Source organism: Pseudomonas sp. HY13-MNA-CIBAN-0226 (assembly GCF_040310305.1).
GTDB classification, from domain to species: Bacteria; Pseudomonadota; Gammaproteobacteria; order Pseudomonadales; family Pseudomonadaceae; genus Aquipseudomonas; species Aquipseudomonas gregormendelii.
Map to the genome: position 1 here is coordinate 144,648 of NZ_JBEOPS010000009.1, position 26,505 is coordinate 171,152.

The window sequence follows — 26,505 nt, forward strand, 5'->3', positions numbered from 1 at the left end:
AGGAGCTGCCGAAGGCTCGGGCCGCGTTCGGACGATCTTTTGATCCTGATCTTCGGCAGCGCCACTACCGCCCAAAGATCAAAATCAAAAGATCGCAGCCTTCGGCAGCTCCTACAGGGCGTTGTGCCGCATCACCTCGGATCCTCCATGAAACTCTCCTCGCTCGCCCTGGCGCTGACCCTCCTGCCAGCCGGTCCGCTCCTGGCCGACACCTTTGAACGCGACCAGGCCCTGAAGCTTCCCGACGTGCTGATCAGCGCCAACCGCCAGGTCGAAGCGCGCAACGACAGCAGCGCCGCCAACACTGTGTTCACCCGCGAAGATATCGACCGCCTGCAACCGGCCAGTGTCACCGACCTGCTGCGGCGCGTGCCGGGGGTACAGGTCGGACAAACCGGCGGGCGCGGCAGCCTGCCGGGGATCTACATTCGCGGCACCCGGTCGGCGCAGAGCCTGGTGCTGGTGGATGGCCAGCGCATCGGCAACTCGACTTCCGGCGACAGCAACCTGCAGCACATCAACATCGAGCAGGTTGAGCGAGTGGAAGTGTTGCGTGGCTCCCGGTCGGTGATTTACGGCAGCGATGCCATTGGCGGGGTGATCCAGATTTTCACCCGCCGCGGCGGCGAGCCGGGCCTGAAGGCGCGCCTGCACGCCGGCGTTGGCAGCAATCAGACCTGGGAACGCAGCCTTGGCTTGTCTGGCGGTGACGAGAAAACCCGTTTCGACCTCGGGGCCAGTCTCGATGAGACCGCCGGCATCGATCGCACACACGAGTCGTACCCCAGCGATGGCGACCATGATGAGTACCGTAACAAGTCGGTGAGCATGAGCCTCAGCCATGCGCTGACCGATGACATCGAAGTCGGCGCCAACCTGTTGGATAACCGCGGCAAAAGCGCGTTTGACAACCCGTTTGGCCGCTTCGACCTGGATACGTTTGAATCATTTCAACAGCAACCCTACAGCGACTTTGCCGTCAGCAGCTTCAGCAGCTACGTCGATGCCAGGGTCAACGACCGCTGGAAAACCCGGGTCGAACTGGGGCACAGCGAGAACCGCGAGAAGACGCTCGACAAGCTCAGCGACGAGCGCAGCGTCTTCAACACCTACCGCGACTCGGTGAACTGGCAGAACGACCTGACGCTCAATGACCGCAACAGCCTGATCCTTGGCGGCGACTGGTATGAAGACCGGATCAACAGCAGCACGCCGTTCGATGAAGACAGTCGCTGGAATCGTGCTGCGTTCATTCAGCACCGCTACCAGGCGCAGAGTTTTTCCACGGAGCTGGGCTTGCGCCGGGACCAGAACCAGCAGTTTGGCGGCCAGAACAGCTGGAGTGGCACCTTTACCCTGCCGCTGAATCCGGACAATGACCTGTTGCTGAGCTACAGCGAAGGTTTCCGCGCACCGACCTTCAACGACCTGTATTACCCGGATTTCAGCAACCCGGATCTCAAGCCGGAAACCTCGAAGAGCTACGAACTGCAGTGGCGCAGCCAGTTAAGCGACACCAGTCGCCTGGAGGCGTCGCTGTATCGCACCGACCTGGAGGACGCGATCATTTTCGGCAGCAATTCACGCCCGCAGAACGTCGCATCGGCGCGAATCAACGGGTTCGAGGCTGCGTTGAAGCAGGAACTGTTCGGCTGGCAAGGCAACCTGGGCCTAGCGATCATTGATCCGCAGGATCGCGACACCGGCCATACCCTGGCCCGCCGCGCTCGACGCACCCTGAGCCTGGACCTGGATCGACAGTTTGACCGGCTGGGCGTCGGCGCCAGCTGGCAGGCCGTGAGCAGCAGTTACGACGACGAGACTAACCAGCAGCCCTTAGGTGGTTATGCGCTGCTGGGGTTGCGCAGCAGCTGGGAGTTGAATCGCGAGTTCAGGCTTGAACTGAAGGTGGACAACCTGCTGGACAAGGGTTACAGCCGGGTGCTGTACAGCTATGACGGGGGTCAATACGGGTATCGCGAGGAAGGCCGGGCGTGGATGTTCGGGGTGAGCTGGACGCCGGAGCTCTGACCCAACGTTGCCTGGGCTGGCCTCATCGCGGGCAAGTCGAACCGTCGAACCGCCGCTCCCACAGGTTTCAGGTAAGGCACAAAACCTGTGGGAGCGTGGCTTGCCCGCGATGCAGGCGACTCGGTTTAGCGCTCCGGCGCAATTAGCCGACACAATGCGGCCGTCGCCTCGACCATCTGCCCGCTAGGCCGCTCCAGCCCCTTATCCACCACGCGCAACAACCGCCCGTGCGCCACGGCCGCGACCTGGGGCCAGGCCCTCCATGCCTCAAGCTGTGCCTGATCCCCGGCAAGAATGACCTCGGGATTGCGCTGCAGCACCGCCTCCACGCTCACCTGCGGCGCCGGCAGCTGCAGGTCGGCAAACACATTGCGCGCCCCACACACCTCAAGCGCATCACTGATGATCTGCCCGCCACCCACGGTATACATCGGTCGATCCCAGACCTGATAAAACACCCGCAACGGTTCATCCCTTCGGTATCGCTGGCGCAACTCAGCCAGGCGAGCTCGCAGACTTGCAGCCAGCGCCAGACCCCGCTCCGGTCGCCCGAGCTGGCGGGCTATCGCTTCGATCTGTGCCGCAAGTTGTTGCAGGTCATGCGGTTCGGCAACATAAGTGGGGATATTCAGGCGCTTGAGCTGTTCGCGCTGGGCCGGGCCGACGCTGCCGGGCCATAACAACAGCAAATCCGGCTTGAGACTGAGCAGGCGCTCCATGTCCAGCTGGCCGTAGCGGCCGACCGAAGCCAGATGATTCAGTGCAGCGGGGCGCTCGCCGGCATCCAGTACGCCCACGAGGAGATCTGCGGAATTCAACTCAACGACGATTTCAGTCAGGGATGGCGCCAGGCTGACAACCCGCTCGACCGCCGCAGCGTTGCCGCTCACGGCCAGCAGCAGCAGTACCGCCAGCCAATTACGCCACATCAGCCAAGCTGACGCGGGATGCGGTAGAGGTAGAACAACACGGCGGTCGACAGCGCCAGCAGAAACAGCGGCACCGCTTCCAGGCCGACAAACACCGCCAGGGCGCCGATCCAGGCAGGCAAACCGGCGACCAGGAACGCCGTGCGGCGCTTGGCGGCCAGGGCGATCCAGGCGGCGGGCTCTTCAGGGGTATCGAGGGCTTTTTGCGTGGCGATCAGCGCGTGCTTGTAGGCACCGAAGAATTTCAGGCTGACAAACATCGAGGCGACGCCGGCAATGAACAAAGGCATCGCCAACACCGGCAGGATGGGCTCCATTTGGCCGAACACGCCGTTGATCACGAACAATGGCACCAGCGCCAGCGCCAGGTATTGCCACCAGTTGACGGACAGTCGCCGCCGCACCTGACCTCGGGTCACGCCCGATCCGCCTCGCCCTGATGCTCGTTGCCCATCATGTGGTCGAGCTTGCTGGCCTTGGTGGCCAGGTACAGTTTGTTGTGCGGGTTATGCCCGGTGTGCAGCGGCACGCGCTCGGCGACCACGATGCCCATGTCGGTCAAGGCTTTGACCTTGCGTGGGTTGTTGGTCATCAGGCGCAGGGATTTCACTCCCAGATGTTCCAGCATCGGCAGGCACATGGCGTAGTCACGCTGGTCAGCGGCGAAGCCCAGGCGCTCGTTGGCTTCGACGGTGTCGGCGCCTCCGTCCTGCAGTTCATAGGCCCGGATCTTGTTCAACAGGCCGATGCCGCGACCTTCCTGGCGCAGGTACAGCAATACGCCACGGCCTTCACGGGCGATGGCCTGCAAGGCTGCCTCAAGCTGCGAACCACAGTCGCAGCGCTGACTGAACAAGGCATCGCCGGTCAGGCATTCGGAGTGCAAGCGACCGAGTACCGGAGCACCGTCATCGAACTCACCCAGGCTCAGGACTACGTGCTCGCGCCCGTTCTCTTCGTCGAGGAAGCCGTGCATGGTGAATTGCGCAAAAGGCGTTGGCAGTTTGGAAGCGGCGACAAAAACGACAGGCACCGGTGTGCTCCTGATCTATAGGTACTGGAGATTCGCAGACGCGGCATTGTAACAGCAGGTTCCAGCGGACGCTTAGGCTGAATTATGGGGCATAACAATCAAAATGTTTGATCAACGGTCGTGCGATCAGCCCCGTAGGAGCTGCCGCAGGCTGCGATCTTTTGATTTTGCTTTCAAAAACCAGATCGAAAGATCGCAGCCTGCGGCAGCTCCTACAAGGCTGGACGTTAGAAGGGGTAGGGTTGCTTCCAGCGTTCGAAGATCGGTTTCAACTGGCCGTTCTTCACCAGCACTTCCATGCGCTGATCAAACAACGCCATCAGCCCGCGCGCCCTGGGGTTGTCGGCAAAGCACAGGTACAACGGCAACTCGGCGACATGGGTACGGCGAAACTGCGCAGGATCCTTGGCCCGGCTGACCACGTAATCCACCTCGGTGAGGGCATCGATGTAGTAGTCGGCACGGTTGTGCAGCAGCATCGACAGGATGCCAGTGCGCCGGACCACTTCGTTGTAGCGGCTGATATTGGGCAGGTAAAGTTGAAACTGGTAGCCACGCACCCAGGCCAGCCGGTAGTTGCCCAGGGTATCGAGGGTAGGCGCGGGATTACTGGCCAGCCCCAAGGCATAGATGTGATCGGTGTCGTAGCTCCACCTTGGATAAAGCAGGTCGCTGACTTCGTCACGATAGCCGCCGACACAGGCATCCACTTCACCGCGCTGGGCCAGGCCGATGGAGCGGGTATAGGGTTCGGTACGGATATCCAGCTTGACGCCCGCCGGCTCGAACACTTCGCGCAAGACGTCCCAGGCCAGGCCATGGCCATCGGCAGCGGTATAGTCTTCCCACTCTTCGCTGGCCAGATGAATCACCGAGGGTGGCGCCAGGTCACCCGCTTGCACCCACGAGCACAGCATCGCCAAAATCATTAACGCCAAACCACGCCGAGCCATTCCCTGTCCCCCTGGTCAGTCCCTCAAGCCAATAACCACACCAACCCCTGCATCGCCAGCCAGGCAAACACACCGGCCAATACGTCATCAAGCATGATCCCGACGCCGCCATGCACGTGCCGGTCGATCCAGCGAATCGGCCACGGCTTGAGAATGTCGAAGAAGCGGAACACCAGGAAACCCGCCAGTAACCAGTACCAGCCCTCCGGCACCAGCCACAGCGTGATCCACATTCCGACCATCTCGTCCCAGACGATACCTTCGTGGTCGTGCACGCGTAAATCGTCGGCCACCTTGCCGCACAGCCAGAAGCCGAACAGCATGGTGATGCCCAGCATCAGCCAGTAACCCCAATCGGGCAGCATCTGCCATAAGGGGATGAAAGGTAGCGCAACTAATGACCCCCAGGTGCCCGGCGCCTTTGGCAAGGTGCCCGAGCCAAAGCCGAAGGCCAGGAAATGCCATGGATTGCGCCAGACCGACGGCGGTACGAATTCCGCCGGAACCTGCTTGGGATGATCTGTCACGTTGTCTCCCGAAAATGTTGGTAGCCCCGGGTTTGCGGGGTGATGTCTCTTCCGTCGGCATCCAGCAGGGTCACGCCCTGACCACTGACTACACGTCCGACCACATGGATCGGCCAGCCGTCGGCCAACAGGCCGGGTAACTCGACGGACGGTAGGGTAAAGGCCAGCACGTAATCGTCGCCACCGCTCAAGGCCGCCTCTTGCGCGCCCGCCTGGCCGAGGAAGGCCACCAGGGGCGCAGAGACCGGCAGCTTACTCTGCTCGACCTGAACGCCTACCTTCGAGGCGAGCGCCAGGTGACCGCAGTCCGCCAGCAGGCCGTCGGAGATATCCAGCGCCGAGGTCGCCTTGCCCCTTAGCGCTCGACCCAGGGCCAGCTGAGGCTGGGGCGACCAGTAATGTGCCAGCAACGGATCGGCAATCGACGGTTCGGCCGTTCGCTGGCCGAGCACCAGCGGCAAGGCCCCGGCAGCGTTGCCCAGCTCACCGCCAACACACACCAGGTCACCTGGCTGCGCGCCGCTTCGCACCAGGGCCTCACCGCTGGGCACTCGGCCAAACACGGTCATGGTCAGGCTCAGCGGGCCGCGGGTGGTATCCCCGCCCACCAGCGCCACGCCGCAGCCCTGGGCCATGAGGTTCAAACCACGGGCATAGCTTTGCAGCCAATCGGCAGTCACCGTCGGCAAGGTCAGGGCAAGGGTAAAGGCAACCGGCGTGGCGCCCATGGCGGCCAGATCGCTGACAGCCACCGCCAGCGAACGCTGGCCGAGCAGAAAAGGGTCGCAAGGATCTGCGAAATGCACACCTGCAACCAGGGTGTCGGTGGAAATGGCCAGCTGCTCCCCGGGGGAAACAGCCAGCAAGGCACAATCGTCGCCGATTCCCAGAGCAACGCCTTCGCCGCCTTGCGCACAAGGCGCGGCGGCGAAGAAATTGCGGATCAGCTCAAACTCGCCCATAGCGATACCAAACGCCGGTTAGCGCTTGAACGCCTTCACTTCAGCTTCACGCAGACGCGGGGCCAGCTTGTCGAGTACGCCGTTGACGAACTTGTGGCCGTCGGTGGAACCGAAGACCTTCGCCAGCTCGATACCTTCGTTGATCACAACGCGGTACGGCACGTCGACGCGCTCGAGCAGCTCCCAGGTGGACAGGCGCAGCACGGCCAGTTCAACCGGGTCCAGCTCTTCGATGGTGATGTCCAGGCAAGGCGCCAGTGCGGCATCGATGCGGTCTCTTTGTGCCGGAACGCCGTGCAGGATTTCACGGAAGTAGGCACCGTCGACATCACTGAAATCGTTATCGACCCGGAACTGCGCTTCGATCTCGTTCAGCGACTGCCTGGCCATGTGCCATTGGTACAGCGCCTGGGTCGCGAGCTGACGGGCTTCGCGACGCTTGACGCTTTTCGATGGCTTGCCGGCATCCGCAGGCTTTGGATCGCGCGGGTTGAAACGATCGCTTTCGTCGCTAATCACTTGGCCTCCAACTGCGCCAGCAGGCTGACCATTTCCAGGGCGGACAGGGCAGCTTCAGCACCTTTGTTACCGGCCTTGGTGCCGGAACGCTCGATGGCTTGTTCGATGGAATCAACGGTCAGGACGCCGAAAGCGACCGGTACGCCGAACTCCATGGACACCTGGGCCAGGCCCTTGGTGCATTCGCCAGCGACGTATTCGAAATGCGGGGTACCGCCACGAATGACTGCGCCCAGTGCGATGATTGCAGCGTACTCGCCCTTCTGGGCGACTTTCTGTGCAACCAGCGGAATTTCGAAGGCGCCAGGGGCGCGGATGATGGTGATGTCGCTTTCGCTCACGCCATGGCGAACCAGGGCATCAACTGCACCGCTGACCAGGCTTTCAACGACGAAGCTGTTGAAACGGCCGACTACCAGGGCGTAGCGGCCTTTAGGGGCGATGAAGGTACCTTCGATGGTCTTCAGGGTCATTCGTTAGATCTCTTAAAGAGCCGGGACGCGTTTTCTACGCGTCCCTCAGTGATGTGTTAACCGCGAATCAAGGACTGGAAACAACCGGTCTTTATTCGGAGGGCACGTATTCTACAACTTCCAGATCGAAACCGGATATCGCATTAAATTTCATTGGCGCACTCATCAGGCGCATTTTGCGCACGCCAAGGTCCCGAAGGATCTGCGAACCGGCACCGACGATGCTGTAGGTGGTCGGTTTTTTCACAGGCGTCTGGTCCGCCGTTTCACGGATATGCGCAAGCAAAACGTCGCCATCGAGCGGGTGACCGAGCAACAGCACCACCCCGCTACCGGCCTCGGCAACCGCCGCCATCGCAGCGCGCAGGCTCCAGCGGCCCGGTTGCTTGACCATCAGCAGGTCACGCAGCGGGTCCATGTTATGCACGCGAACCAGCGTCGGCTCGTCGGCGCACACGGTGCCCAGGGTCAGCGCCATGTGCACGTCGCCTTCCACGGAATCACGATAGGTCACCAGGTTGAATTGGCCCAGTTCGCTGTCCAGCGGCTGCTCGGCAATCCGCTGAACGGTACGTTCGTGGATCATCCGGTAGTGGATCAGGTCGGCGATGGTACCGATCTTGATGTTGTGTTCGGCAGCGAAGGCTTCCAGTTCGGCACGACGGGACATGGTGCCGTCATCGTTCATGACTTCGCAGATCACGCCGCTCGGCTCGAAACCGGCCATGCGCGCCAGATCACACGCGGCCTCGGTGTGGCCAGCACGGGCCAGGGTGCCGCCGGCCTGGGCCATCAGCGGGAAGATGTGGCCGGGGCTGACAATGTCTTCAGCCCTGGCGTCTTTCGCTGCAGCCGCCTGCACGGTGCGGGCACGGTCTGCGGCAGAGATGCCGGTGGTGACGCCAGTGGCCGCTTCGATGGACACGGTAAACTTGGTGCCAAAACCGGAACCGTTGCGCGGGGCCATCAAGGGCAGCTTCAACAGTTCGCAGCGTTCGCGGCTCATCGGCATGCAGATGAGGCCGCGGGCGTGCTTGGCCATGAAGTTGATGTGTTCTGGCTGGCAGCACTCGGCGGCCATGATCAGGTCGCCTTCGTTCTCGCGGTCTTCGTCATCCATGAGGATGACCATCTTGCCTTGGCGGATGTCTTCAACCAGTTCTTCGATGCTATTGAGCGCCACAAGGCACCCCCCTTCTTTCGAAATTAGAGCTCAGGATTTGAGGTAGCCGTTTTGGGCCAGGAAGCTTTCAGTAATGGTGCTGCCGGCGGCTGGCTCTGCGGCCTTGTCGCCCAGCAGCAAGCGCTCCAGGTAACGGGCCAGCAAGTCCACCTCCAGGTTCACCCGGCGACCTGGCTGATACGACGCCATGATGGTTTCGCTCAGGGTGTGGGGAATGATCGTCAGCATGAACTCGGCGCCATCGACCGCGTTCACGGTCAGGCTGGTGCCGTCGACGGTGATCGAGCCTTTGTGGGCGATGTACTTGGCCAGCTCCTTCGGGGCGCGGATGCGAAACTCCACGGCACGGGCGTTTTCGGTGCGTGCAACCACTTCGCCGACGCCGTCGACGTGACCGCTGACCAGATGACCGCCAAGGCGGGTGGTGGGGGTCAGGGCTTTTTCCAGATTGACCGGGCTGCCGCTTTTGAGGTCGTTCATGGCGGTGCAGTCGAGGGTCTCGCGACTGACGTCGGCGGCAAAACCATTGCCTGGCAGCTCAACTGCGGTCAGGCACACGCCATTGACCGCGATGCTGTCACCCAGCTTGACGTCGCTCAAATCGAGCTTGCCGGTTTCTACGTGAACCCGCACATCTCCGCCTTTTGGGGTCAATGCACGAATACTGCCGATGGATTCGATGATGCCGGTAAACATGGAGTCCTCCTCGAGAACGGGCCAGCGTTGTAGCGATGGCCGGGAATTATACGCTCGCTGCTGGCACAGGAATGGCAGTGACCCGCCAGTCATCGCCAACCGCACGAATTTCGGTGATTTTGAGTGCTGGCGCGTCTTTCATCTGCGCCAGTGGCCAATCCAGCAGGGGGCGTGCCGAGGAACCAAGGAACTTGCCAGCGATGAAAATCTGGAACTCGTCCACCAGCCTCTGTTGCGCGAAAGCTCCGGCCAGACGCGGCCCCGCTTCCACCAGCACTTCGTTGACCCCACGGGCAGCCAGTTCGACCAGCAGCTTGCGCAGGTCGACCAAGCCATCCTCGCCCGCAACGATCAAGCACTCCGGGCCATTGGCATATTGCTCTTCGATCGCCATGCACGTAGCGACCAGCGCCGGGCCGGCCTTGAAGAACGGCGCGTCCAGCGGCACTCGCAGACGGCCGTCGATCAACACGCGCAACGGCGGCCGGCTCATGGCCAGCGCGGTTTGCTCGGCATCCAGGCCCAGCTCATCGGCGCGCACGGTCAAGCGGGCATTATCGGCCAGCACCGTGTCGGCGCCAGTCAGCACCACGCTGGCCTGGGCACGCAGGCGTTGTACCGCCGAACGCGCTGCCGGGCCGGTAATCCATTGGCTTTCGCCGCTTTCCATCGCCGTGCGACCGTCGAGGCTCATCGCCAGCTTGACCCGCACGAACGGCAAGCCGTGTTCCATGCGTTTGAGAAAGCCTTCGTTGAGCTTGCGCGCCTCGCCTTCGAGCACGCCGCTTTCAGTGGCAATACCGGCTTGAGACAGACGCTGCATGCCGCGACCGGCAACCGCCGGGTTCGGGTCCTGCATGGCCGCAACGACCCTGGCCAGGCCCGCATGCACCAGCGCATCGGCGCAGGGCGGCGTACGGCCGTGGTGGCTGCACGGTTCGAGCGTGACGTAGGCGGTGGCGCCCCGGGCCTTGTCGCCAGCGGCGCGCAAGGCGTGGACTTCGGCGTGAGGCTCGCCGGTGCGCTCGTGCCAGCCTTCGCCGACAATTTGCCCGTCGCGCACGATCACACAGCCGACCCGCGGGTTGGGGTGGGTGGTGTAGTGACCTTTGCGCGCCAGTTCCAGGGCGCGGGCCATGTAGTGGGCGTCGAGGACGGCTTGCTCTGCGGATGTGCTCATTCTTTCACCGGCTCACGGGCCAGGCGATCGATCTCTTCACGGAACTCATTGAGGTCCTGGAAGCGTCGATACACGGAGGCGAAACGAATGTAGGCGACTTCGTCGAGCTTTTGCAGCTCGGCCATCACCAGTTCACCGACCACGAGAGACTTGACCTCACGTTCGCCGGTGGCTCGCAATTTGTGTTTGATGTGCACCAGCGACGATTCGAGGCGTTCGACACTCACCGGACGCTTTTCGAGGGCACGCTGCATGCCGGCGCGGAGTTTTTCTTCGTCGAACGGCTGACGACTGCCGTCGGTTTTGATCAGGCGCGGCAACACCAGTTCAGCCGTCTCGAACGTCGTGAAACGTTCGCCGCAGGCCAGGCATTCACGCCGGCGGCGCACCTGTTCGCCCTCGGCGACCAGACGCGAGTCGATGACCTTGGTGTCGTTGGCACCGCAGAAGGGACAGTGCATGGTGGCAGGCAACAAAAAAAGGGAGGGCCATGGTAGCGCATCCCCGTGGCAAGACAAGCCATAGGGTTTGCGGTATACAGACTGGCTATATCGAACGATCCATGGATTTCACCCTGCTGGAGCCGCAAATGCCACTAAAACCGCTCGTTTTACTCAGCCTTCTCAGCCTGCTGGTGGCCTGCGGCACTGATGCGCCCAAGCCGCAACCGCCGACCCCGGGCCCCGCACCGCAACAGGCGCAGAAAAAAGCCCGGGAGTCGGCCCAGCTTGGTCCACTGCCCGCTTACCAGCGCGAACTGAGCGGCACGCTGCAAGGCGTACCGGCCGGCGCCGAAGTCGAACTGGCGTTGCTGGTAATCGACGACAAGGACCGTCCGCAGCAGTTGCTCGCCAGTTCCAGCCTGATTGGTACCAATCAGGTCCTGCCGTTCCACCTGCGGTTCAATCCGGAATCCTTTCCGGCGGGCCAGCGGGTTGAACTGCGTGGCCGCGCCAGCCAGTCGGGGCAGCTGATTCTGCATCTGCCGTCGCAGGTTATTACTCAACCGACGACCCAGGCCATGGGTCAGCTGCAATTTATCAAAGCACCATGATTGCACCGCTCGACCTGCAGCAGTCGCTGGGGCAATTGCTGGGTGATGCGCAGCTGGTGCCTGTGGCGTTGCCCGGAACACAGCTAAAGCTCTGGCTGATCGACGGCGACAACATGGACCGCGCCTTCAGCCCGGAGGAAACCCGGCGGATCCTGCATAAGCCGCCGTACTGGAGTTTCTGCTGGGCCAGTGGCCTGGCGGTGGCGCGCTACCTCGCCGAACACCCGCAGTGGGTCGCCGGCAAACGGGTGCTGGACTTCGGTGCCGGTTCCGGGGTGGCGGGCATTGCTGCGGTCAAGGCCGGGGCCCTGGAAGTGGTGGCCTGCGATCTCGACCCGCTGGCGATCGCAGCGTGCCGGGCGAATGCCGAGCTCAATGATGTGCAACTTGCCTACTCGACAGATTTCTTCGCCGAAGCAGATCGGTTCGACCTGATCCTGGTGGCCGACGTCCTGTACGACCGGGCGAACCTGCCATTACTCGATGAATTCCTGAGTCGTGGGCGCGAGGCGCTGGTGGCGGATTCGCGGGTGAGGGATTTTCGCCATCCGTTGTATCGGCGCATCGAGATGCTGGAAGCGATGACCTTGCCGGATCTGGCCGAACCGGAAGAGTTTCGGCATGTGAGTCTCTACCACGCGCGGCGCCCTGTCTGACGCCATCGCCAGCAGGCTGGCTCCCACAGTTGACCGCATTCCATGGTGGGAGCCAGCCTGCTGGCGAAGCGTCAGATCAGGCGATACAACTCTCCCGGTCACACCCCGCTTCCGGCCACCCCCCGCCAAGCCTTATAGTGGCCCCATTCACGCTTTTACGAGATCCCCCATGAGTCAGGAAACGCCGTACATCTTCGACGCCACCACCGCCGATTTCGACCAGTCGGTGATCGAGAACTCATTCCACAAACCCGTCCTGGTGGATTTCTGGGCCGAATGGTGCGCGCCGTGCAAAGTGCTGATGCCGATGCTGCAGACCATCGCCGAGAGCTATCAGGGCGAGCTGTTGCTGGCCAAGGTCAACTGCGATCTGGAGCAGGACATCGTCGCCCGCTTTGGCATTCGCAGCCTGCCGACCGTGGTGCTGTTCAAGGACGGCCAGCCGGTGGACGGCTTTGCCGGCGCGCAGCCGGAGTCAGCCGTACGCACCATGCTCGAGCCGCATGTGCAGATGCCACCGCCGGCCGCCGCCGATCCGCTCGAACAGGCTCAGGCGTTGTTCGACGACAGCCGCTTCGCCGATGCCGAAGCCGTGCTCAAGGAGCTGCTGGGTGAGGACAATACCAACGCCAAGGCGCTGATTCTCTACGCCCGCTGCCTGACTGAACGTGGCGAGCTGGCTGATGCGCAATCGGTACTCGACTCGGTCAAGAGCGACGAACACAAAGCCGCCCTGGCCGGTGCCAAGGCGCAGATCCAGTTCCTCGGCCAGGCCAAGGACCTGCCGGATGCCGCAGACCTGAAGGCGCGCCTGGCGAAGAACCCTCTGGACGATGAGGCCGTCTATCAACTGGCCGTCCAGCAATTGGCCCGTCAGCAATACGATGCGGCGCTGGACGGATTGCTCAAGCTGTTCATCCGCAATCGCAGCTACAACGAAGGCCTGCCGCACAAGACCTTGTTGCAAGTCTTCGAGCTGCTGGGCAACGATCACCCGCTGGTGACCACGTACCGTCGCAAGTTGTTTGCTGCTCTTTATTAAAAGAGCAACAGATCGCAGCCTCGTTTCACTCGACAGCTCCTACGGGGTGCACGTGACTCCTTGCAGGAGCTGTCGAGCGAAGCGAGGCGGCGATCTTCAATCGACCCAGCTGTAAAGCGGCGTATCTGCGCCGCTGACCACCTTCACGTCCGCACAATGGCGCAAGCGCACCAGCAAGCGCTTGCCCGCTGCCGCGCTGCCAGTCAGCCCTTCCAGCTGCTCCAGCAAATCCGGCCCGCTCAACTGCCCGGCCTGGCGCAACAGATCCTTGGCGACCTGCCACAGCGCATCGTCCTGGGGGACCGGTTTCGCCGCAGGCGTAGCGCTGGCGTCTACCGGAGCGACCTGCAACTGCGCGCCAAGCCGCGCCCAATCCGCGTCGTCCATCTCCAATGTCAAATCCACCGGCCAGGCGCCGATGCTTCCGCGTATACGCAACATGAGTCTGCTCCCGCATTTTTCTTCTGCGCATGCTCCCACGGGACTTGTGCAACGCCAAGCAGGCAGTCAAACTCCGTACACGTTATAAGATCACATAACATTTCGTTACCTTCCGCCCGGAGAGTCCCATGCGTCGACTGTTGCTTGCTTTGCCATTCGCCCTGTTGCCGCTGGCCGATGCTTACGCCGCTCAAGCCCATGAACATGATCACGACCATGAACATAACGAAGAGCATGCCAGCCTGGAGGCCCATGAGCATGGCGTCGGCCGCTTGAACGCGGCCCTGGACGGTCAGACGCTGGAGTTGGAACTGCAAAGCCCGGCAATGAACCTGGTGGGTTTCGAACACCAGGCCACCACCGACGCCGACAAAGCCAGGGTCGCCGCTGCCCGGGCCGCGCTGGAAAAGCCCCTGGCCCTGTTCAGCCTGCCAGCCGCTGCCGGCTGCGTGGCAACCAGTCAAGCGCTGGAAAGCCCGCTGTTCGGTGACAAACCGGACGCCGAGGATGATCACGAAGCGACGTCCAAGGGCGAGCATCACCACGATCACAGCGAAATTCACGCCCATTACCACTTCACCTGTTCGACACCGGCAGCGCTGAAGTCCCTGGATCTGGCGAATATCTTCAATACCTTCCCGGCCACCCAGAAAATTCAGGTACAACTGATCGGCCCGAGCGGCCAGCAGGGCGTTGAAGTGACGGCCAAGGCCGCTGCCCTGACATTCTGAATCCACCCTGAATCCCGTAGGAGCTGACGAGTGCAACGAGGCTGCGATCTTTTGATCTTGCTTTGAAAAATCAAAAGATCGCAGCCTCGTTGCACTCGGCAGCTCCTACCGGGTCATCCGCTTTCATGAAACCGGTGTTATGACTCAACCTCTCATCGAACTGTCCAACCTGGGCTTCAGCTGGCCCGGTCATCCGCCCTTGCTCGACATCCCGGCGTTTCGCCTGGAAGCCGGCGAGAGCTTGTTTCTCAAGGGGCCCAGTGGCAGCGGCAAGACCACTCTGCTGGGGCTGCTCGGTGGCGTGCAGAAGCCCGATCGCGGCAGCATCCGCCTGCTCGGCCAGGAGCTGACCGAGCTGTCCGCCGGTGCGCGCGACACGTTTCGCGTCGATCACACCGGCTACATTTTCCAGCAGTTCAACCTGCTGCCATTCCTCTCGGTGCGCGATAACGTCGAGTTGCCGTGCCATTTCTCCAGGTTGCGCGCCGAACGGGCAATCCAGCGTCACGGCAGCGTCGACCAGGCTGCCGTCACCCTGCTTGCCCACTTGGGCCTGAAAGATCAGAACCTGTTGAGCCGACGCGCCGACTCCCTTTCCATCGGTCAGCAACAGCGAGTAGCCGCCGCCCGTGCGCTGATCGGCCAGCCTGAACTGGTGATCGCCGACGAGCCGACTTCGGCGCTGGACTACGACGCCCGGGAAAACTTCATCCGCCTGCTGTTTGCCGAATGCCGCGAAGCCGGATCGAGCCTGTTGTTCGTCAGCCACGACCAGAGCCTGGCGCCGCTGTTCGACCGCCATCTGTCCCTGGCCGAACTCAACCGCGCCGCCACGTCCGAAGAGGTTTGAGATGTATCTGTTTCGTCTAGCCATGGCCAGCCTGGCTAATCGTCGCTTTACTGCGATCCTGACTGCATTCGCCATCGCCTTGTCGGTCTGCCTGCTGCTGGCCGTGGAACGGGTTCGTACCGAAGCCAAGGCCAGTTTCGCCAGCACCATCAGTGGCACCGACCTCATCGTCGGCGCACGCTCCGGTTCGGTGAATCTGCTGCTGTATTCGGTGTTTCGCATCGGCAATGCCACCAACAACATCCGCTGGGACAGCTTCGAGCACTTCGCCAACAACCCGAAAGTGAAGTGGGCCATCCCGATGTCCCTCGGCGACTCCCATCGCGGTTACCGGGTGATGGGCACCACCGAGGCGTATTTCGAGCACTATCAATACGGCCGCCAGCAGCACCTGGAACTGGCCGACGGTCGCGCATTCGCCACCGATCCGTTCGAAGTGGTACTCGGCGCCGAGGTGGCCGATGCGCTGCACTACAAACTCGGCGACAAACTGGTCCTGGCCCACGGCGTCGCGGTGATCAGCCTGGTCAAGCACGACGACAAACCATTCACTGTGGTCGGCGTCCTTAAACGCACGGGTACGCCCGTGGACCGCACGCTGCACATCAGCCTGGGTGGCATGGAAGCGATTCACGTCGACTGGCACAACGGCGTACCGGCCCGGGGTAATGGGCGCATCAGTGCCGATCAGGCGCGCAACATGGACCTGACGCCGCAGGCGATCACCGCCTTCATGCTGGGCCTGAACAGCAAGATTTCCACCTTCGCCCTGCAGCGTGAGATCAATGAATTTCGCGGTGAGCCGATGCTTGCCATCCTGCCCGGCGTCGCCCTGCAGGAATTGTGGAGCCTGATGAGCACAGCGGAAAAAGCCTTGTTCGTGGTGTCGCTGTTCGTGGTACTGACCGGGTTGATCGGCATGCTCACGGCGATTCTCACCAGCCTCAACGAACGCCGGCGGGAGATGGCGATTCTGCGTTCGGTCGGCGCTCGCCCGTGGCATATCGCCTCGCTGCTGGTGCTGGAGGCGTTTGCCCTGGCGTTGTCCGGGGTGATTGCCGGCGTGGCCCTGTTGTATGTGTGTATCGCAGGCGCCCAGGGTTACGTGCAGGCCAACTACGGGTTGTATTTACCGTTGGCGTGGCCAAGTGAATATGAATGGACGCTGCTCGGTGGCATCCTGTGCGCTGCGTTACTGATGGGGAGCGTGCCGGCCTGGCGTGCGTATCGCCAATCCCTTGCCGATGGCCTGTCGATCCGTTTATGAGGAAGTCGAAGATGCCCCGCGTCCTGCTCGCGCTGTTGATGCTGTTCGCCCTGCCGCTGTGGGCAGCCCAGCCCAAGGACCTGACCTGGTCGGAGATGATCCCCCCGGACGCAGCACCGGAAGTGCCGGACATGACGCCGCTGCATGACCTGTCGCAGATGAGCAGTGCGCTGTCGGCCGAATCGGCACCCGCGGCGAAGCAGGACATGCCCAATGCCCCCGTGGTGCAGGGACTCGACGGCCAGAACATTCGCCTGCCGGGGTACATCGTGCCACTGGAAGTGAGTGAGGAAGGGCGCACCACGGAGTTTCTGCTGGTGCCGTATTTCGGCGCCTGCATCCACGTACCGCCACCGCCGTCGAACCAGATCGTGCATGTGAAAAGCGAGTTGGGCGTGAAGCTGGAGGAGCTGTATCAGCCTTACTGGATCGAGGGTGCGATGCAGGTGAAGGCGTCGACCAGCGAACTGGCGGATGCGGGGTATCAGATGGAGGCGGACAAGATTTATGCGTATGAGCTGCCGGAGTAAACCCCGGTAATTTTAGGCTGTTTGTAAGGGCCCCATCGCTGGCAAGCCAGCTCCCACAGGTTTCGTCGGTGACACAAAAAGTGTGAACGACTCGATCACTGTGGGAGCTGGCTTGCCAGCGATGGGGCCCTCAAAGGTTCCACGAAAAACCACCCCTTCACTGTTTCATTGAGCTGAATCAAAAGACCTGATTGTTAGCCGCCTTACCATTGGACATCGAAAATTTTTAACGTCCTTTGGAGCCCTCATGCACAAGTCCGCGCTCTGCGCTTCGCTGTTTGCCCTCGCGCTCGCAGCCCCGCTCGCCCATGCCCACGACGCTGGCGATATCATCGTTCGCGCTGGCGCTATCACCGTCAACCCGACAGCCGACAGCTCCAGCGTCAAGGTCGACCAGGGCCCACTGGCCGGGGCCGACCTGGGTGGCAAGGCGACCATGAGCAGCGACACGCAGCTGGGTTTGAACTTCGCGTACATGATCGACAGCCACTGGGGTATCGAATTGCTCGCCGCCTCCCCGTTCGAGCACGACGTGAAGATCAAAGGCACCGCCCTGGGTGCGGCCAACGGCAAACTCGGTTCGCTCAAACACCTGCCGCCGACCCTGAGCGTGGTGTACTACCCGCTGGATCACAAGTCGCTATTCCAGCCGTATGTGGGTGCCGGCATCAACTACACCTGGATCTACGACGAACACGTGGGCAGTGAAGCCAGCGCCAACGGTTTCAGCAACTTCAAGGCGGAAAACTCCTGGGGCATGGCGTTCCAGGTGGGTGCCGACTACATGATCACCGACAACATCATGCTCAACGCGCAGGTGCGCTACATCGACATCGACACCACCGCCACCGTGGAAAACAACGCAGTGGCACCGGGCACCCGGGCCAAGGTCGACGTGGATGTGGATCCGTTCATCTACATGGTTGGCCTGGGTTACAAGTTCTAAACCGCTTGGGTCGGAACGCTTTCGCGAGCAAGGTCAACACCCGTCCAGAAATGATAAAGGCGCCTTCGAGGCGCCTTTATCATTGCGGCAGGACTCAGCGCCCCAACAACCGCGCCAACCCCACGCTCATCGGCGTCTGCTCCGGGTAGGTAAACCGCTCCAGCAGCCGTCGATTGTTCGCCCGTGAATGACGAATATCTCCGGAGCGCGCCGGTGCGTAGCTCACCGGCGGCAACTGACCCACCACCACTTCCAGCGCCTGCAGCATCTGCTTGAGCGTAGTCGCCTGGTTCCAGCCAACATTAATCGCGCCCACCTCGACCTGCGGCTTCTCGATGGCCTGCACCAACAGGTCGACGAGGTCTTCAACGTAAACAAAATCCCGAGTCTGCTCGCCATCGCCAAACACGGTGATCGGCAAGCCTTTCTGCGCCCGCTCGCTGAAGATGCTGATCACCCCGGAGTACGGCGAGGACGGATCCTGGCGCGGGCCGTAGATGTTGAAGAAACGGAAGACCACCGGTTCCAGGCCATGCTGTCGCCGGTAGAAGTCAAAATAGTGCTCGCTGGCCAGTTTGTCCGAGGCATAGGGCGTCAACGGCGATTTGGGCGTTTCTTCGTCGATCGACTCGCCTTCACCGTTGTTGCCGTAGACCGCCGCGCTGGAGGCAAACAACACGCGTTTGACTCCGGCCTGGCGCATGGCTTCGCACACATTCAACGAAGCTACGAAATTGCTCTGGTGGGTTCTGACCGGATCATCCACCGAGGCCTGGACCGAAGCGACCGCCGCCAGGTGTGCCACGGCGCTGCAGCCGACCATCGTGCGCGCCACCAGCGCTGCATCGGCGACATCACCGAGAATCAGCTCAACCTTGGGATTGTCCAGCGGCAGGTTGCTGCGCTTGCCGGTGGACAGGTCGTCGAGAATGCGCACCGAATGGCCCTTGGCGAGCAAGGCATCGGTCAGGTGCGAGCCGATGAAACCGGCACCGCCGGTGATGAGAATTGGGCCGTCAGCCATGGCGATAGAACCTGTCCAGTAGGCTCGGGAGTGCCGCGCGCCAGGCACGCGGCTTGATCCCGAACGTGTGCAGAATTTTCTTGCAGGCCAGCACTGCATGCTGCGGCTCGTCGGCAGCGTCAGGGCGCGCGGCGTGAGCCTGGGCGGTCGGTGCTTCGATGGCCAGCGGGTGCAGGTTGCGCGCTTCGGTCAGGATAGCCTGCCCCAGTGCCAGCGGCGTAGTGGCCTCATGCCCTGCGTAATGGTAGGTGCCCCACAGCGGCGCTGCACAATCAAGTTGCTTGAGCACCGAAATAATCACCCGGGCGGCATCGTCGACCGGCGTCGGATTGCCTCGGCGATCATCAGCCATCAGCAGTTCTTCTGGCTGCTCGGCACGAGCCAGGAAACGCCCCAGGGCGCCATCGGCGCTGTCATCGAGCAGCCAGCCGAAGCGCAGCAGCACATGCTGCGGGCAAGTGGCCCGCACGCTTTGCTCGATACGCCACAGGGCCTGACCACGCAGGCCCAAGGGCACCGGCTCGTCTTTTTCGCTGTAGGCCGTCGCGCGGGAACCGTCGAACACCCGATAGCTCGACGGTTGCAGCAGGACGATATTGTGGTGCTGGCACAATTCGGCCAGGCGCTCGACTGCGCGCTCCTGCCCGGCCAGACGCTGCTCGCTGACCGCCTCGGCCTGGAACCAGTCGAAGTAGTACGCAAGGTTGATCAGCGCGTCCGGGCGGGTGTCGTCGAGCAATTGCGTCAGGCTCGCGGCATCCCAGCCGTCTTGCGGCGGGCGGGGGGCGAGGAAGCCGATGTCTTCCTCCGCACCGAGGCGAATCAGCGCCTGCCCAAGGGCATTTCCGCCGCCCAGTAACATAAGGCGCATTCGCATAGAGTCAGCAGGCCCAGTCTGATTGGAACGATGGCTGTTAGACAGCACCCAGGGTGATGCCATTGATAATTGCCGGAATCGTTGCATTTTGCGGGTTTAGTACGCAACCGTCACCCGTAAAGTGTATTTGCGTGGATTGTGCTGTTGCCGATGGCCCCTTCGCGGGCAAGCCCGCTCCCACAGGGTTGATCGGGGGTTACAAATTTTCTGCTCGCGATAGCGGTGTGACCCACACCGAAAATCACTGCGAACGCGGCGGATCCGGCAGCAAAACAGCCCCATGCTGTGGAGCCTGCCCATCCTCCAGAACCTCGTCACCCTGCCGCTTGGGCAACAAAACCTGCTGTGGATAAGTCTGCGCGAAATGCACCCAAGGGCTGTTATCCACAAGCTTTTTCAAGCGTTGGTTGAACGCCCGGCTCACCGCATATTGCCCACCCGATACCGTGCGGAACTGTGCGGTAAGCACCACGCCATTGAGGTCCATCTTGTCGACACCAAACACGTCAAGCGGCCCCTGCAGGTTGTACTTGAGGAACGCATCTTCGCGGATCGACTCCCCGGCCTCGCGGATCAGCTCGATGGCCTTATCAACATCGGTGTCATACGTGAACTGCACCGAGAAAAACGCATAGGCGAACTGCCGAGATTGATTGGTAACCGCCTTGATCTGGCCGAACGGCACCGAGTGCACGAAGCCTTTGCCATCGCGCAGGCGCAAGGTGCGAATGGTCAGGCCCTCGACAGTGCCGGCGTGGCCCGAGTCGAGCACCACCCAGTCGCCGATCGATAGCGTGTCTTCGATAATAATGAACAGGCCCGTGATCACGTCTTGCACCAGCTGCTGGGAGCCGAAACCGATCGCCAGACCGACCACCCCGGCACCGGCAAGCAGTGGCGCCACGTTGATCCCCAGGTTGGCCATGGTGGTAATCGCGCAGATCACCACCAGGATGATCTTCATCGCATTGCGCAGCAGCGGCAGGATGGTTTTCACCCGGGTGCTGGGCTGACGCGCCGATGAGCGCTTGTTGACGGGCGGCTTCAGGGCCTCCTGAATGGCCGTGTCGAGCACCACCCAGAACAGCCAGGTCACCAGGAAGATCAGGCCGATGCGGCTCAGCGAGTCGCTGATCGCCCGCCCGATCGAGTTGCGTTCGGCAAATTCGAACAGCGAAACTCCCCAGATCCGGCCCAGAATCTCGATAAAAGCCACTGCCATCACAATCCGCACCAGTGCGTGCAGCAGGCTGAGAAAACGCTCCTTGTAAGCGCTGCTGCGCTGCAGCGCCTCGGCTTTTCGCGACTTGAACAGGTGCTGGAATACCGTGCTGAGAAATACCGTGGCGATCAGCAGGATGGTGGTGAACAACGCACAGCGCAGGGCTTTCTGATTATCCTCCCCTACCCCGATCAAATTGATCGCTGACACCATGACCATCAGCAGGATCGGCCAGTACCAGAGTCCGGAGAAAATTCGCAGGGACTCCTGCAGCGATGGCTGCTTGAGCCGTTGCGCCAGGGGTCGGTTGCGAATCAGGTGAGCCACCGGACGACGCAGGCGGATCACCAGCAAGCCAAAGATGATCGACGCAAACAGCCCGGTGAACACCGCGATGCTGCTGGTGATATTGCCGCCCAGTTGCCGGGCGATCTGCGGGCTGGTCAGGGCATCGCTCAGCGCGGCGAGGAAGCCGATCATGAATAGAGGCTTGGGACAGTAGTCGCGGATGATCTGCACCGCCGCACGCTTGTGCCCGGTGTTGAACATGACGATCACACACAGCAGCATCGAAGTGGAAAATATCCCGCTGCTGGTGGCGTAGGCAAAGCACAGCGCCAACGCCCGGCCTACCGAGGCTGGCAGGAAATGGCTGATGGACAGCGTCAGCGGCAGACACATAATCGCGGGCAATGTGTAGGGCAATACGTAGCTGAGCAGGTCCTGACTGCGTTGGCGGGTACCTAGCCAGCGACCCTGGTTCAGCCGCTTGGCCAGCAGGCCACCGAGCACCGTGAGCAAGGCAAAGGCGCCCAGCCAGACCCCGGACAACAACAGGAAGTCACCCGCGATGCTCATGGGCGAGCGCGCCGAGGGCTGGTTGACCAGCTTGTCGACTTCGTCCGCTGCCCGATCAGCTCGCAAACGCCAGGCGTCCACCAGGTCTTCGTTGAGGTCGAGTTTGTCCTGCACGTTATCGATGCTGGAACTGATGGCACCGAGCAAACCGCCCTGCACCAGCGGCTCCGGCGTGGCCGGCTCTTCGGCAGCGGCTGGAAGGCCCGGCAACGCGGCGGCTTGTAATGCGTTGCTGGCAAAAATCAGCAACGCCCCCAGTAGTATCGCGGTCCTGAACTTGAGCAAAACGCGGAGCTCCTCGAAAACGCATCTGTGAGGAACTGATCGACAAATCCCGTGCAAGTTCGGTTTTGGCCGCGAGATAGCGGCAGCAGTGCCCCATCAATAACTGGCAAAACCCTCTCCTCGCCGCTTGTCCACGGGAGATACCGTCCGTAGCCCGCTCGAAACTTTCTCTATCGCCCCGCAGTCAGCAATGGAACGGGGTAAACCGAGGACCACAAGACGGGAGGCGACATGGCGGGGATTCATATTGGTATTTCAGGCTGGCGCTACTTGCCCTGGAGGGGGGATTTCTACCCAAAGGGGTTGACCCAGAAACGCGAATTGCAGTTCGCGTCGAGGGCGGTCAACAGCATCGAAATCAATGGATCGTTCTACGCGTTGCAACGTCCGCAGCGGTATGCCGAGTGGTACGCCCAAACCCCGGCGGATTTCGTCTTCAGCGTCAAAGCCCCACGGTTCATCACCCACGTCAAACGCTTGCGCGACGTGCATAAGCCCCTGGCCAATTTCTTCGCCTCCGGGGTGCTGGAACTCAAGGAAAAGCTGGGGCCGGTCCTCTGGCAATTCCCGCCCAACTTCAAATTCAATGCCGAATTGTTCGAAAGCTTTCTCGAACAGCTCCCCCACAACACCCAGCAGGCCGCCGCCCTCGCCCGCCAGCACGATTCCCATGTACCGGGGCATGCCAGTATCAAGGCCTACAGGAAACGACCGCTGCGCCATGCCGTGGAAATCCGTAACGATAGTTTCGTCGACCCGGCGTTCGTGCGCTTGCTCAAGCGCTACAACGTGGCACTGGTGATCGCCGACACGGCGGGAAAATGGTCCTATCGCGAAGACATCACCAGCAATTTTGTCTACTTGCGCCTGCACGGGGCCGAAGAACTGTATGCCAGCGGCTACACGGCCCAGGCGCTGAAACGCTGGGGCGACCGGATCGATGCCTGGAACCATGGGCAGCAACCTGCGGATCCACAGCTGATCGCTCCGCGGCTCAAACCCCAGCCGCGCAAGTCCCGCGAAGTGTTCTGCTATTTCGATAACGACATCAAGGTTCGCGCGCCGTTTGATGCGCGTAGGCTGCTGGAGCGCTTCCATCTTGCAGACAGTCTGGCCACTACCCCCGGCGAGCCCGCAGCCGAAGGAGTGCTGTCATGAGCATGTCTGAACAGCCCGAGGCACCAGAACAATTGCAACCCCTCGCGGCCGTGCGGCGTTTCACCGTGCTGACGGTGAACACTCACAAGGGTTTCACCGCGCTCAACCGGCGTTTCATCCTGCCCGAGTTACGCGAAGCGGTGCGCGCCGTGTCCGCCGACGTGGTGTTTTTGCAGGAAGTCCACGGCACCCACGAGCAACATCCCCAGCGCTACGACAACTGGCCGACGATGCCGCAGTACGAATTCCTCGCCGACAGCCTGTGGCCACAATTTGCCTATGGCCGCAACGCGGTCTACCCCGAGGGCGATCACGGTAATGCGCTGCTGTCGAAATTCCAGATCATCCGCCATGACAATCTCGACGTGTCCATCAGCGGCCATGAAAACCGCGGAATTTTGCACTGCGTGCTACGCCTGCCGGGCGACGGTCCGGAGGTGCATGCGATCTGCGTCCACCTGGGCCTGCACGAGGCCCACCGCAACGAACAACTGGGCCTGCTGGCCCGGCGTCTGGAAGAGCTGCCCAAGGATGCGCCGGTGATAGTCGCCGGCGATTTCAATGACTGGCGCCAGCGCGCCGATGCGCTGCTCAAGCCGTGCGGTTTGCGCGAAGTGTTCGCCGAGCATCATGGCAAGCCCGCGCGCAGCTTTCCGGCTCGCCTGCCGGTCCTGCGCCTGGACCGCATTTATGTCCGCAACCTCAAGGCCAGCCGCCCGCAGGTATTGGCTGCACGGCCCTGGTCCCATCTTTCCGACCACGCACCGCTATCGGTGGAGATCGAGCTATGAGTATCCCGTCGATGGATAAAACCACGCTGGACAGCGTTTCCGTCCCCCCGGTGCGCGAGCCTGCAGCCGTTGATGTCGAGTACGGCTGGCAAGGCAATAATCGTGTGGAACTGCTGGAAAACGGTGAGGAATATTTCCCCAGGGTGTTCGAGGCGATGCGCCAGGCCAAGACGGAAATCCTCCTGGAAACGTTCATCGTCTTTGAAGACAAGGTCGGTAACGAATTGCAGGAAGTGCTGATCGACGCCGCCAGACGCGGGGTGCGCGTCACTGCCAGCCTTGATGGTTTTGGCTGCGGCGAACTCAGCACGGGCTATCTCACGGCGCTGAGCGAAGCCGGTGTGCACCTGCAGATATTCGACCCAGCCCCCAAGCGCCTTGGCGTACGCACCAACTGGTTCCGCCGGTTGCACCGCAAGATTGTGGTGGTGGACGGCACGATTGCATTTATCGGCGGCATCAACTTTTCCGGCGATCACCTGCTCGATTTCGGCCCTGAAGCCAAGCAGGATTATTCCGTGGAGATCCAGGGGCCGGCAGTGGCTGATATCCATCACTTTGCCCTGCTGCAAAGTGGCCGCCCTGGCCGCGCCAAGTATTGGTGGCAGCGTCGTCGGCAGCGGCGCTCGGAACTGGCGTTCACCGACCACGATGGCCAGGTGCGCCTGGTGTATCGCGATAACGGTGACCATCGCACCGATATTGAAGAGGTCTATCGGCAGGTGCTGCGCAGTGCCCAGCGCCGGGTGGTGATCGCCAACGCCTATTTCTTCCCGGGCTATCGCCTGCTGCGCGAGATCCGCAATGCGGCCCGCCGGGGCGTGGAAGTCAAACTGATCCTGCAAGGCCAGCCGGACATGCTGGTCGCCAAGCTGGCTGCACGCATGACGTACGACTACCTGCTCAAGTCCGGCGTGCAGATTCACGAGTACTGCCAGCGCCCGCTGCACGGCAAAGTGGCGCTGGTGGATGAGGACTGGAGCACCGTTGGTTCGAGCAACCTGGACCCGCTGAGCCTGTCGATGAATCTTGAAGCCAATGTGCTGATTCGCGATCGCACCTTCAATCGCCAACTGTTCGAGCGCCTTGAAGACCTGAGCAACAATCACTGCAAGGCCATGTCCGCAGAGAAATCTCCACGCGGGCGGATTTGGCACATGACCGTGGGCTTTCTGGTGTTCCACTTTCTGCGCCACTTCCCTGCATGGGCCGGTTGGTTACCGGCCCATAAGCCGCGCCTGAAACTGTTTACCCATTCGACCGGGAGTGATCGCCATGAGCAGCGCTGAAACACAGTCGGCGCCGCACGCCGAGAGCCCGGGAAAATCCCGCTGGAGTCGCTGGAAACGGCCACTGACGATGCTGTTTTTCCTGGCGCTGATCGTGCTGTTCACGATGCTCGCCCGCCGCATCGAATGGAATGAAGTGTTCGACACCCTGGCGGACTTCAAAGTACGCACTTTGATCATTGCTTCAGGGCTGACGCTGGTGAGCTTTCTGGTATACGCCTGTTTCGACTTGATTGGTCGCACCTACATACGCCAGGACCTGACCTGGAAACAGATCCTTCCGGTGGGCATCATCAGCTATGCGTTTAACCTCAATCTCAGCGCCTGGGTCGGCGGCATCGCCATGCGCTATCGCCTGTATTCGCGCCTGGGCGTGAGCAAGGCGAACATCGCCAAGATCCTCGGCCTCAGCCTGGCGACCAACTGGTTCGGCTATATGGTGATTGCCGGTGCGGTGTTCAGCAGTGGACTGGTGCGCATGCCGCCGGGCTGGAAGCTGAGCAGCACGGCCCTGCAGGGCGTCGGGGTGCTGCTGTTGCTGGTGAGCGCAGGGTATCTGGCGGCGTGTCAGTTTTCCAAACGTCGCGAGTGGTCGATTCGCGGAGTGGAAATCAATCTACCGTCGCTGCGCATGGCGGTCTTGCAACTGGCATTGGGCGCGCTGAACTGGTCGCTGATGGCCGCCGTGATTTTCACCTTGCTCCCGAGCAAGCTGGATTATCCACTGGTGCTGGGTGTACTGCTGATCAGCGCCATCGCCGGGGTGATTACCCACATACCTGCCGGTCTTGGGGTGCTGGAGGCGGTGTTTGTCGCGCTGCTGCAGCATGAAGCTTCGCGTGGCAGCCTGGTGGCGGGGTTGCTGGCGTATCGGGCGATCTACTTTATTTTGCCGCTGCTGATTACGCTGGTGATGTACCTGGTGGTGGAAGCCAAGGCCAAGTCGCTGCGGATAGCCAAGAAGCCGGGTTGAGCCATTTGGTGAAACAGATGACGCC

General features: G+C 61.7%; 29 protein-coding genes. 13 read left to right on the top strand and 16 right to left on the bottom strand.

The window, feature by feature from the left end:
* The first annotated feature begins 147 nt into the window (after positions 1-147).
* Positions 148-2,031, top strand: coding sequence for a TonB-dependent receptor domain-containing protein (locus AAEZ05_RS12090; protein ID WP_350647581.1), 1,884 nt, complete (start codon positions 148-150; stop codon positions 2,029-2,031).
* A 125-nt stretch (positions 2,032-2,156) separates the two neighbouring features.
* Here AAEZ05_RS12090 and AAEZ05_RS12095 read toward each other — a convergent pair whose 3' ends face one another.
* The 12 genes from AAEZ05_RS12095 to nrdR form a co-directional block, all read right to left on the bottom strand.
* On the bottom strand, positions 2,157-2,960 hold the full coding sequence (locus AAEZ05_RS12095) for a cobalamin-binding protein (protein WP_350647583.1): 804 nt from the start codon (positions 2,958-2,960) through the stop codon (positions 2,157-2,159).
* Entirely contained in the window at positions 2,960-3,379 is a 420-nt protein-coding gene (locus tag AAEZ05_RS12100) for an MFS transporter (RefSeq protein WP_122838872.1), read from the bottom strand. Before AAEZ05_RS12100 ends, AAEZ05_RS12095 begins: the two co-directional genes overlap by 1 nt.
* Complete coding sequence (gene ribA, locus AAEZ05_RS12105; RefSeq protein ID WP_045057501.1) at positions 3,376-3,993, bottom strand: GTP cyclohydrolase II; 618 nt, start codon at positions 3,991-3,993, stop codon at positions 3,376-3,378. The genes AAEZ05_RS12100 and ribA overlap by 4 nt, the downstream gene beginning before the upstream one ends.
* A gap of 227 nt (positions 3,994-4,220) precedes the next feature.
* Positions 4,221-4,946, bottom strand: a complete 726-nt coding sequence (locus AAEZ05_RS12110) for a substrate-binding periplasmic protein (RefSeq protein WP_350647586.1) — start codon at positions 4,944-4,946, stop codon at positions 4,221-4,223.
* Between the two features lie 23 nt (positions 4,947-4,969).
* Complete coding sequence (locus tag AAEZ05_RS12115) at positions 4,970-5,473, bottom strand: phosphatidylglycerophosphatase A family protein (protein WP_045057499.1); 504 nt, start codon at positions 5,471-5,473, stop codon at positions 4,970-4,972.
* Entirely contained in the window at positions 5,470-6,435 is a 966-nt protein-coding gene (thiL, locus tag AAEZ05_RS12120) for a thiamine-phosphate kinase (RefSeq protein ID WP_350599322.1), read from the bottom strand. The genes AAEZ05_RS12115 and thiL overlap by 4 nt, the downstream gene beginning before the upstream one ends.
* An 18-nt stretch (positions 6,436-6,453) precedes the next feature.
* Positions 6,454-6,954 carry a transcription antitermination factor NusB gene (gene nusB / locus AAEZ05_RS12125; protein ID WP_045057497.1) on the bottom strand — a complete coding sequence of 167 codons (501 nt, stop codon included), beginning with the start codon at positions 6,952-6,954 and terminating at the stop codon, positions 6,454-6,456.
* Positions 6,951-7,427 (bottom strand): 6,7-dimethyl-8-ribityllumazine synthase, encoded by a 477-nt coding sequence (gene ribH, locus AAEZ05_RS12130; protein WP_003185938.1) that lies wholly within the window; start codon positions 7,425-7,427, stop codon positions 6,951-6,953. Before ribH ends, nusB begins: the two co-directional genes overlap by 4 nt.
* 91 nt (positions 7,428-7,518) lie before the next feature.
* Positions 7,519-8,610, bottom strand: a complete 1,092-nt coding sequence (gene ribBA, locus AAEZ05_RS12135; protein ID WP_045057496.1) for a bifunctional 3,4-dihydroxy-2-butanone-4-phosphate synthase/GTP cyclohydrolase II — start codon at positions 8,608-8,610, stop codon at positions 7,519-7,521.
* 30 nt (positions 8,611-8,640) lie between these two features.
* Positions 8,641-9,306 (bottom strand): riboflavin synthase, encoded by a 666-nt coding sequence (locus AAEZ05_RS12140; protein ID WP_045057495.1) that lies wholly within the window; start codon positions 9,304-9,306, stop codon positions 8,641-8,643.
* Between the two features lie 46 nt (positions 9,307-9,352).
* Positions 9,353-10,486 (bottom strand): bifunctional diaminohydroxyphosphoribosylaminopyrimidine deaminase/5-amino-6-(5-phosphoribosylamino)uracil reductase RibD, encoded by a 1,134-nt coding sequence (gene ribD, locus AAEZ05_RS12145; RefSeq protein ID WP_350647588.1) that lies wholly within the window; start codon positions 10,484-10,486, stop codon positions 9,353-9,355.
* Positions 10,483-10,947, bottom strand: a complete 465-nt coding sequence (gene nrdR, locus AAEZ05_RS12150) for a transcriptional regulator NrdR (protein WP_003228656.1) — start codon at positions 10,945-10,947, stop codon at positions 10,483-10,485. Before nrdR ends, ribD begins: the two co-directional genes overlap by 4 nt.
* A 128-nt stretch (positions 10,948-11,075) precedes the next feature.
* Here nrdR and AAEZ05_RS12155 point away from each other — a divergent pair, with 128 nt between their 5' ends.
* The 3 genes from AAEZ05_RS12155 (at position 11,076) to trxA (ending at position 13,238) form a co-directional block, all read left to right on the top strand.
* Complete coding sequence (locus AAEZ05_RS12155) at positions 11,076-11,540, top strand: YbaY family lipoprotein (RefSeq protein ID WP_045057533.1); 465 nt, start codon at positions 11,076-11,078, stop codon at positions 11,538-11,540.
* Positions 11,537-12,196 carry a class I SAM-dependent methyltransferase gene (locus AAEZ05_RS12160; protein ID WP_350647590.1) on the top strand — a complete coding sequence of 220 codons (660 nt, stop codon included), beginning with the start codon at positions 11,537-11,539 and terminating at the stop codon, positions 12,194-12,196. Before AAEZ05_RS12155 ends, AAEZ05_RS12160 begins: the two co-directional genes overlap by 4 nt.
* Before the next feature lie 169 nt (positions 12,197-12,365).
* Positions 12,366-13,238, top strand: a complete 873-nt coding sequence (trxA, locus tag AAEZ05_RS12165; protein WP_045057492.1) for a thioredoxin — start codon at positions 12,366-12,368, stop codon at positions 13,236-13,238.
* 96 nt (positions 13,239-13,334) lie between these two features.
* Here the strand turns inward: trxA and AAEZ05_RS12170 are convergent, their stop codons facing one another.
* The gene (locus AAEZ05_RS12170) at positions 13,335-13,679 is read right to left on the bottom strand and encodes a hypothetical protein (RefSeq protein ID WP_350599311.1); all 345 of its coding nucleotides are present in this window, start codon (positions 13,677-13,679) and stop codon (positions 13,335-13,337) included.
* 128 nt (positions 13,680-13,807) lie between these two features.
* Between AAEZ05_RS12170 and AAEZ05_RS12175 the strand changes: the two genes are divergently transcribed.
* From AAEZ05_RS12175 to AAEZ05_RS12195, 5 genes are all read left to right on the top strand, one after another.
* On the top strand, positions 13,808-14,410 hold the full coding sequence (locus tag AAEZ05_RS12175) for a DUF2796 domain-containing protein (protein WP_350647592.1): 603 nt from the start codon (positions 13,808-13,810) through the stop codon (positions 14,408-14,410).
* 139 nt (positions 14,411-14,549) lie between these two features.
* A complete protein-coding gene (locus AAEZ05_RS12180) occupies positions 14,550-15,260 on the top strand; it encodes an ABC transporter ATP-binding protein (protein WP_350647594.1) in 711 nt (236 codons plus the stop codon).
* 1 nt (position 15,261) lies between these two features.
* Entirely contained in the window at positions 15,262-16,527 is a 1,266-nt protein-coding gene (locus AAEZ05_RS12185) for an ABC transporter permease (protein WP_045057488.1), read from the top strand.
* Positions 16,528-16,538: 11 nt separating this feature from the next.
* Positions 16,539-17,057 carry a DUF3299 domain-containing protein gene (locus tag AAEZ05_RS12190; protein WP_045057487.1) on the top strand — a complete coding sequence of 173 codons (519 nt, stop codon included), beginning with the start codon at positions 16,539-16,541 and terminating at the stop codon, positions 17,055-17,057.
* 247 nt (positions 17,058-17,304) lie between these two features.
* Positions 17,305-18,003, top strand: coding sequence for an OmpW/AlkL family protein (locus AAEZ05_RS12195; RefSeq protein ID WP_045057486.1), 699 nt, complete (start codon positions 17,305-17,307; stop codon positions 18,001-18,003).
* Positions 18,004-18,097: 94 nt separating this feature from the next.
* Here the strand turns inward: AAEZ05_RS12195 and pgnE are convergent, their stop codons facing one another.
* The 3 genes from pgnE to AAEZ05_RS12210 all read right to left on the bottom strand — a co-directional run bounded on the left by pgnE (position 18,098) and on the right by AAEZ05_RS12210 (position 22,269).
* A complete protein-coding gene (gene pgnE / locus AAEZ05_RS12200; protein ID WP_350599300.1) occupies positions 18,098-19,027 on the bottom strand; it encodes a UDP-N-acetylglucosamine epimerase PgnE in 930 nt (309 codons plus the stop codon).
* On the bottom strand, positions 19,020-19,904 hold the full coding sequence (locus AAEZ05_RS12205) for a sugar nucleotide-binding protein (RefSeq protein WP_122838858.1): 885 nt from the start codon (positions 19,902-19,904) through the stop codon (positions 19,020-19,022). Before AAEZ05_RS12205 ends, pgnE begins: the two co-directional genes overlap by 8 nt.
* Before the next feature lie 241 nt (positions 19,905-20,145).
* Entirely contained in the window at positions 20,146-22,269 is a 2,124-nt protein-coding gene (locus AAEZ05_RS12210; protein WP_350647598.1) for a mechanosensitive ion channel family protein, read from the bottom strand.
* Between the two features lie 231 nt (positions 22,270-22,500).
* Here AAEZ05_RS12210 and AAEZ05_RS12215 point away from each other — a divergent pair, with 231 nt between their 5' ends.
* From AAEZ05_RS12215 to AAEZ05_RS12230, 4 genes are read left to right on the top strand one after another with little or no spacing between them, the layout of a single operon-like run.
* The gene (locus tag AAEZ05_RS12215) at positions 22,501-23,427 is read left to right on the top strand and encodes a DUF72 domain-containing protein (RefSeq protein WP_350647600.1); all 927 of its coding nucleotides are present in this window, start codon (positions 22,501-22,503) and stop codon (positions 23,425-23,427) included.
* Complete coding sequence (locus AAEZ05_RS12220) at positions 23,424-24,218, top strand: endonuclease/exonuclease/phosphatase family protein (RefSeq protein WP_045057481.1); 795 nt, start codon at positions 23,424-23,426, stop codon at positions 24,216-24,218. Before AAEZ05_RS12215 ends, AAEZ05_RS12220 begins: the two co-directional genes overlap by 4 nt.
* Entirely contained in the window at positions 24,215-25,507 is a 1,293-nt protein-coding gene (gene clsB / locus AAEZ05_RS12225; RefSeq protein ID WP_350647602.1) for a cardiolipin synthase ClsB, read from the top strand. Before AAEZ05_RS12220 ends, clsB begins: the two co-directional genes overlap by 4 nt.
* On the top strand, positions 25,494-26,480 hold the full coding sequence (locus AAEZ05_RS12230; protein WP_045057479.1) for a lysylphosphatidylglycerol synthase domain-containing protein: 987 nt from the start codon (positions 25,494-25,496) through the stop codon (positions 26,478-26,480). Before clsB ends, AAEZ05_RS12230 begins: the two co-directional genes overlap by 14 nt.
* Positions 26,481-26,505: the final 25 nt, after the last annotated feature.

What these genes read in the sequence shown, in the direction of transcription:
- AAEZ05_RS12090 (WP_350647581.1), top strand. Translation starts at nt 148, where the DNA reads ATGAAACTCTCCTCGCTCGCCCTGGCGCTGACCCTCCTGCCAGCCGGT.
- AAEZ05_RS12095 (WP_350647583.1), bottom strand. Translation starts at nt 2,960, where the DNA reads ATGTGGCGTAATTGGCTGGCGGTACTGCTGCTGCTGGCCGTGAGCGGC.
- AAEZ05_RS12110 (WP_350647586.1), bottom strand. Translation starts at nt 4,946, where the DNA reads ATGGCTCGGCGTGGTTTGGCGTTAATGATTTTGGCGATGCTGTGCTCG.
- thiL (WP_350599322.1), bottom strand. Translation starts at nt 6,435, where the DNA reads ATGGGCGAGTTTGAGCTGATCCGCAATTTCTTCGCCGCCGCGCCTTGT.
- ribH (WP_003185938.1), bottom strand. Translation starts at nt 7,427, where the DNA reads ATGACCCTGAAGACCATCGAAGGTACCTTCATCGCCCCTAAAGGCCGC.
- AAEZ05_RS12140 (WP_045057495.1), bottom strand. Translation starts at nt 9,306, where the DNA reads ATGTTTACCGGCATCATCGAATCCATCGGCAGTATTCGTGCATTGACC.
- ribD (WP_350647588.1), bottom strand. Translation starts at nt 10,486, where the DNA reads ATGAGCACATCCGCAGAGCAAGCCGTCCTCGACGCCCACTACATGGCC.
- nrdR (WP_003228656.1), bottom strand. Translation starts at nt 10,947, where the DNA reads ATGCACTGTCCCTTCTGCGGTGCCAACGACACCAAGGTCATCGACTCG.
- AAEZ05_RS12155 (WP_045057533.1), top strand. Translation starts at nt 11,076, where the DNA reads ATGCCACTAAAACCGCTCGTTTTACTCAGCCTTCTCAGCCTGCTGGTG.
- AAEZ05_RS12160 (WP_350647590.1), top strand. Translation starts at nt 11,537, where the DNA reads ATGATTGCACCGCTCGACCTGCAGCAGTCGCTGGGGCAATTGCTGGGT.
- trxA (WP_045057492.1), top strand. Translation starts at nt 12,366, where the DNA reads ATGAGTCAGGAAACGCCGTACATCTTCGACGCCACCACCGCCGATTTC.
- AAEZ05_RS12170 (WP_350599311.1), bottom strand. Translation starts at nt 13,679, where the DNA reads ATGTTGCGTATACGCGGAAGCATCGGCGCCTGGCCGGTGGATTTGACA.
- AAEZ05_RS12175 (WP_350647592.1), top strand. Translation starts at nt 13,808, where the DNA reads ATGCGTCGACTGTTGCTTGCTTTGCCATTCGCCCTGTTGCCGCTGGCC.
- AAEZ05_RS12180 (WP_350647594.1), top strand. Translation starts at nt 14,550, where the DNA reads ATGACTCAACCTCTCATCGAACTGTCCAACCTGGGCTTCAGCTGGCCC.
- AAEZ05_RS12185 (WP_045057488.1), top strand. Translation starts at nt 15,262, where the DNA reads ATGTATCTGTTTCGTCTAGCCATGGCCAGCCTGGCTAATCGTCGCTTT.
- AAEZ05_RS12190 (WP_045057487.1), top strand. Translation starts at nt 16,539, where the DNA reads ATGCCCCGCGTCCTGCTCGCGCTGTTGATGCTGTTCGCCCTGCCGCTG.
- AAEZ05_RS12195 (WP_045057486.1), top strand. Translation starts at nt 17,305, where the DNA reads ATGCACAAGTCCGCGCTCTGCGCTTCGCTGTTTGCCCTCGCGCTCGCA.
- pgnE (WP_350599300.1), bottom strand. Translation starts at nt 19,027, where the DNA reads ATGGCTGACGGCCCAATTCTCATCACCGGCGGTGCCGGTTTCATCGGC.
- AAEZ05_RS12205 (WP_122838858.1), bottom strand. Translation starts at nt 19,904, where the DNA reads ATGCGAATGCGCCTTATGTTACTGGGCGGCGGAAATGCCCTTGGGCAG.
- AAEZ05_RS12215 (WP_350647600.1), top strand. Translation starts at nt 22,501, where the DNA reads ATGGCGGGGATTCATATTGGTATTTCAGGCTGGCGCTACTTGCCCTGG.
- AAEZ05_RS12220 (WP_045057481.1), top strand. Translation starts at nt 23,424, where the DNA reads ATGAGCATGTCTGAACAGCCCGAGGCACCAGAACAATTGCAACCCCTC.
- clsB (WP_350647602.1), top strand. Translation starts at nt 24,215, where the DNA reads ATGAGTATCCCGTCGATGGATAAAACCACGCTGGACAGCGTTTCCGTC.
- AAEZ05_RS12230 (WP_045057479.1), top strand. Translation starts at nt 25,494, where the DNA reads ATGAGCAGCGCTGAAACACAGTCGGCGCCGCACGCCGAGAGCCCGGGA.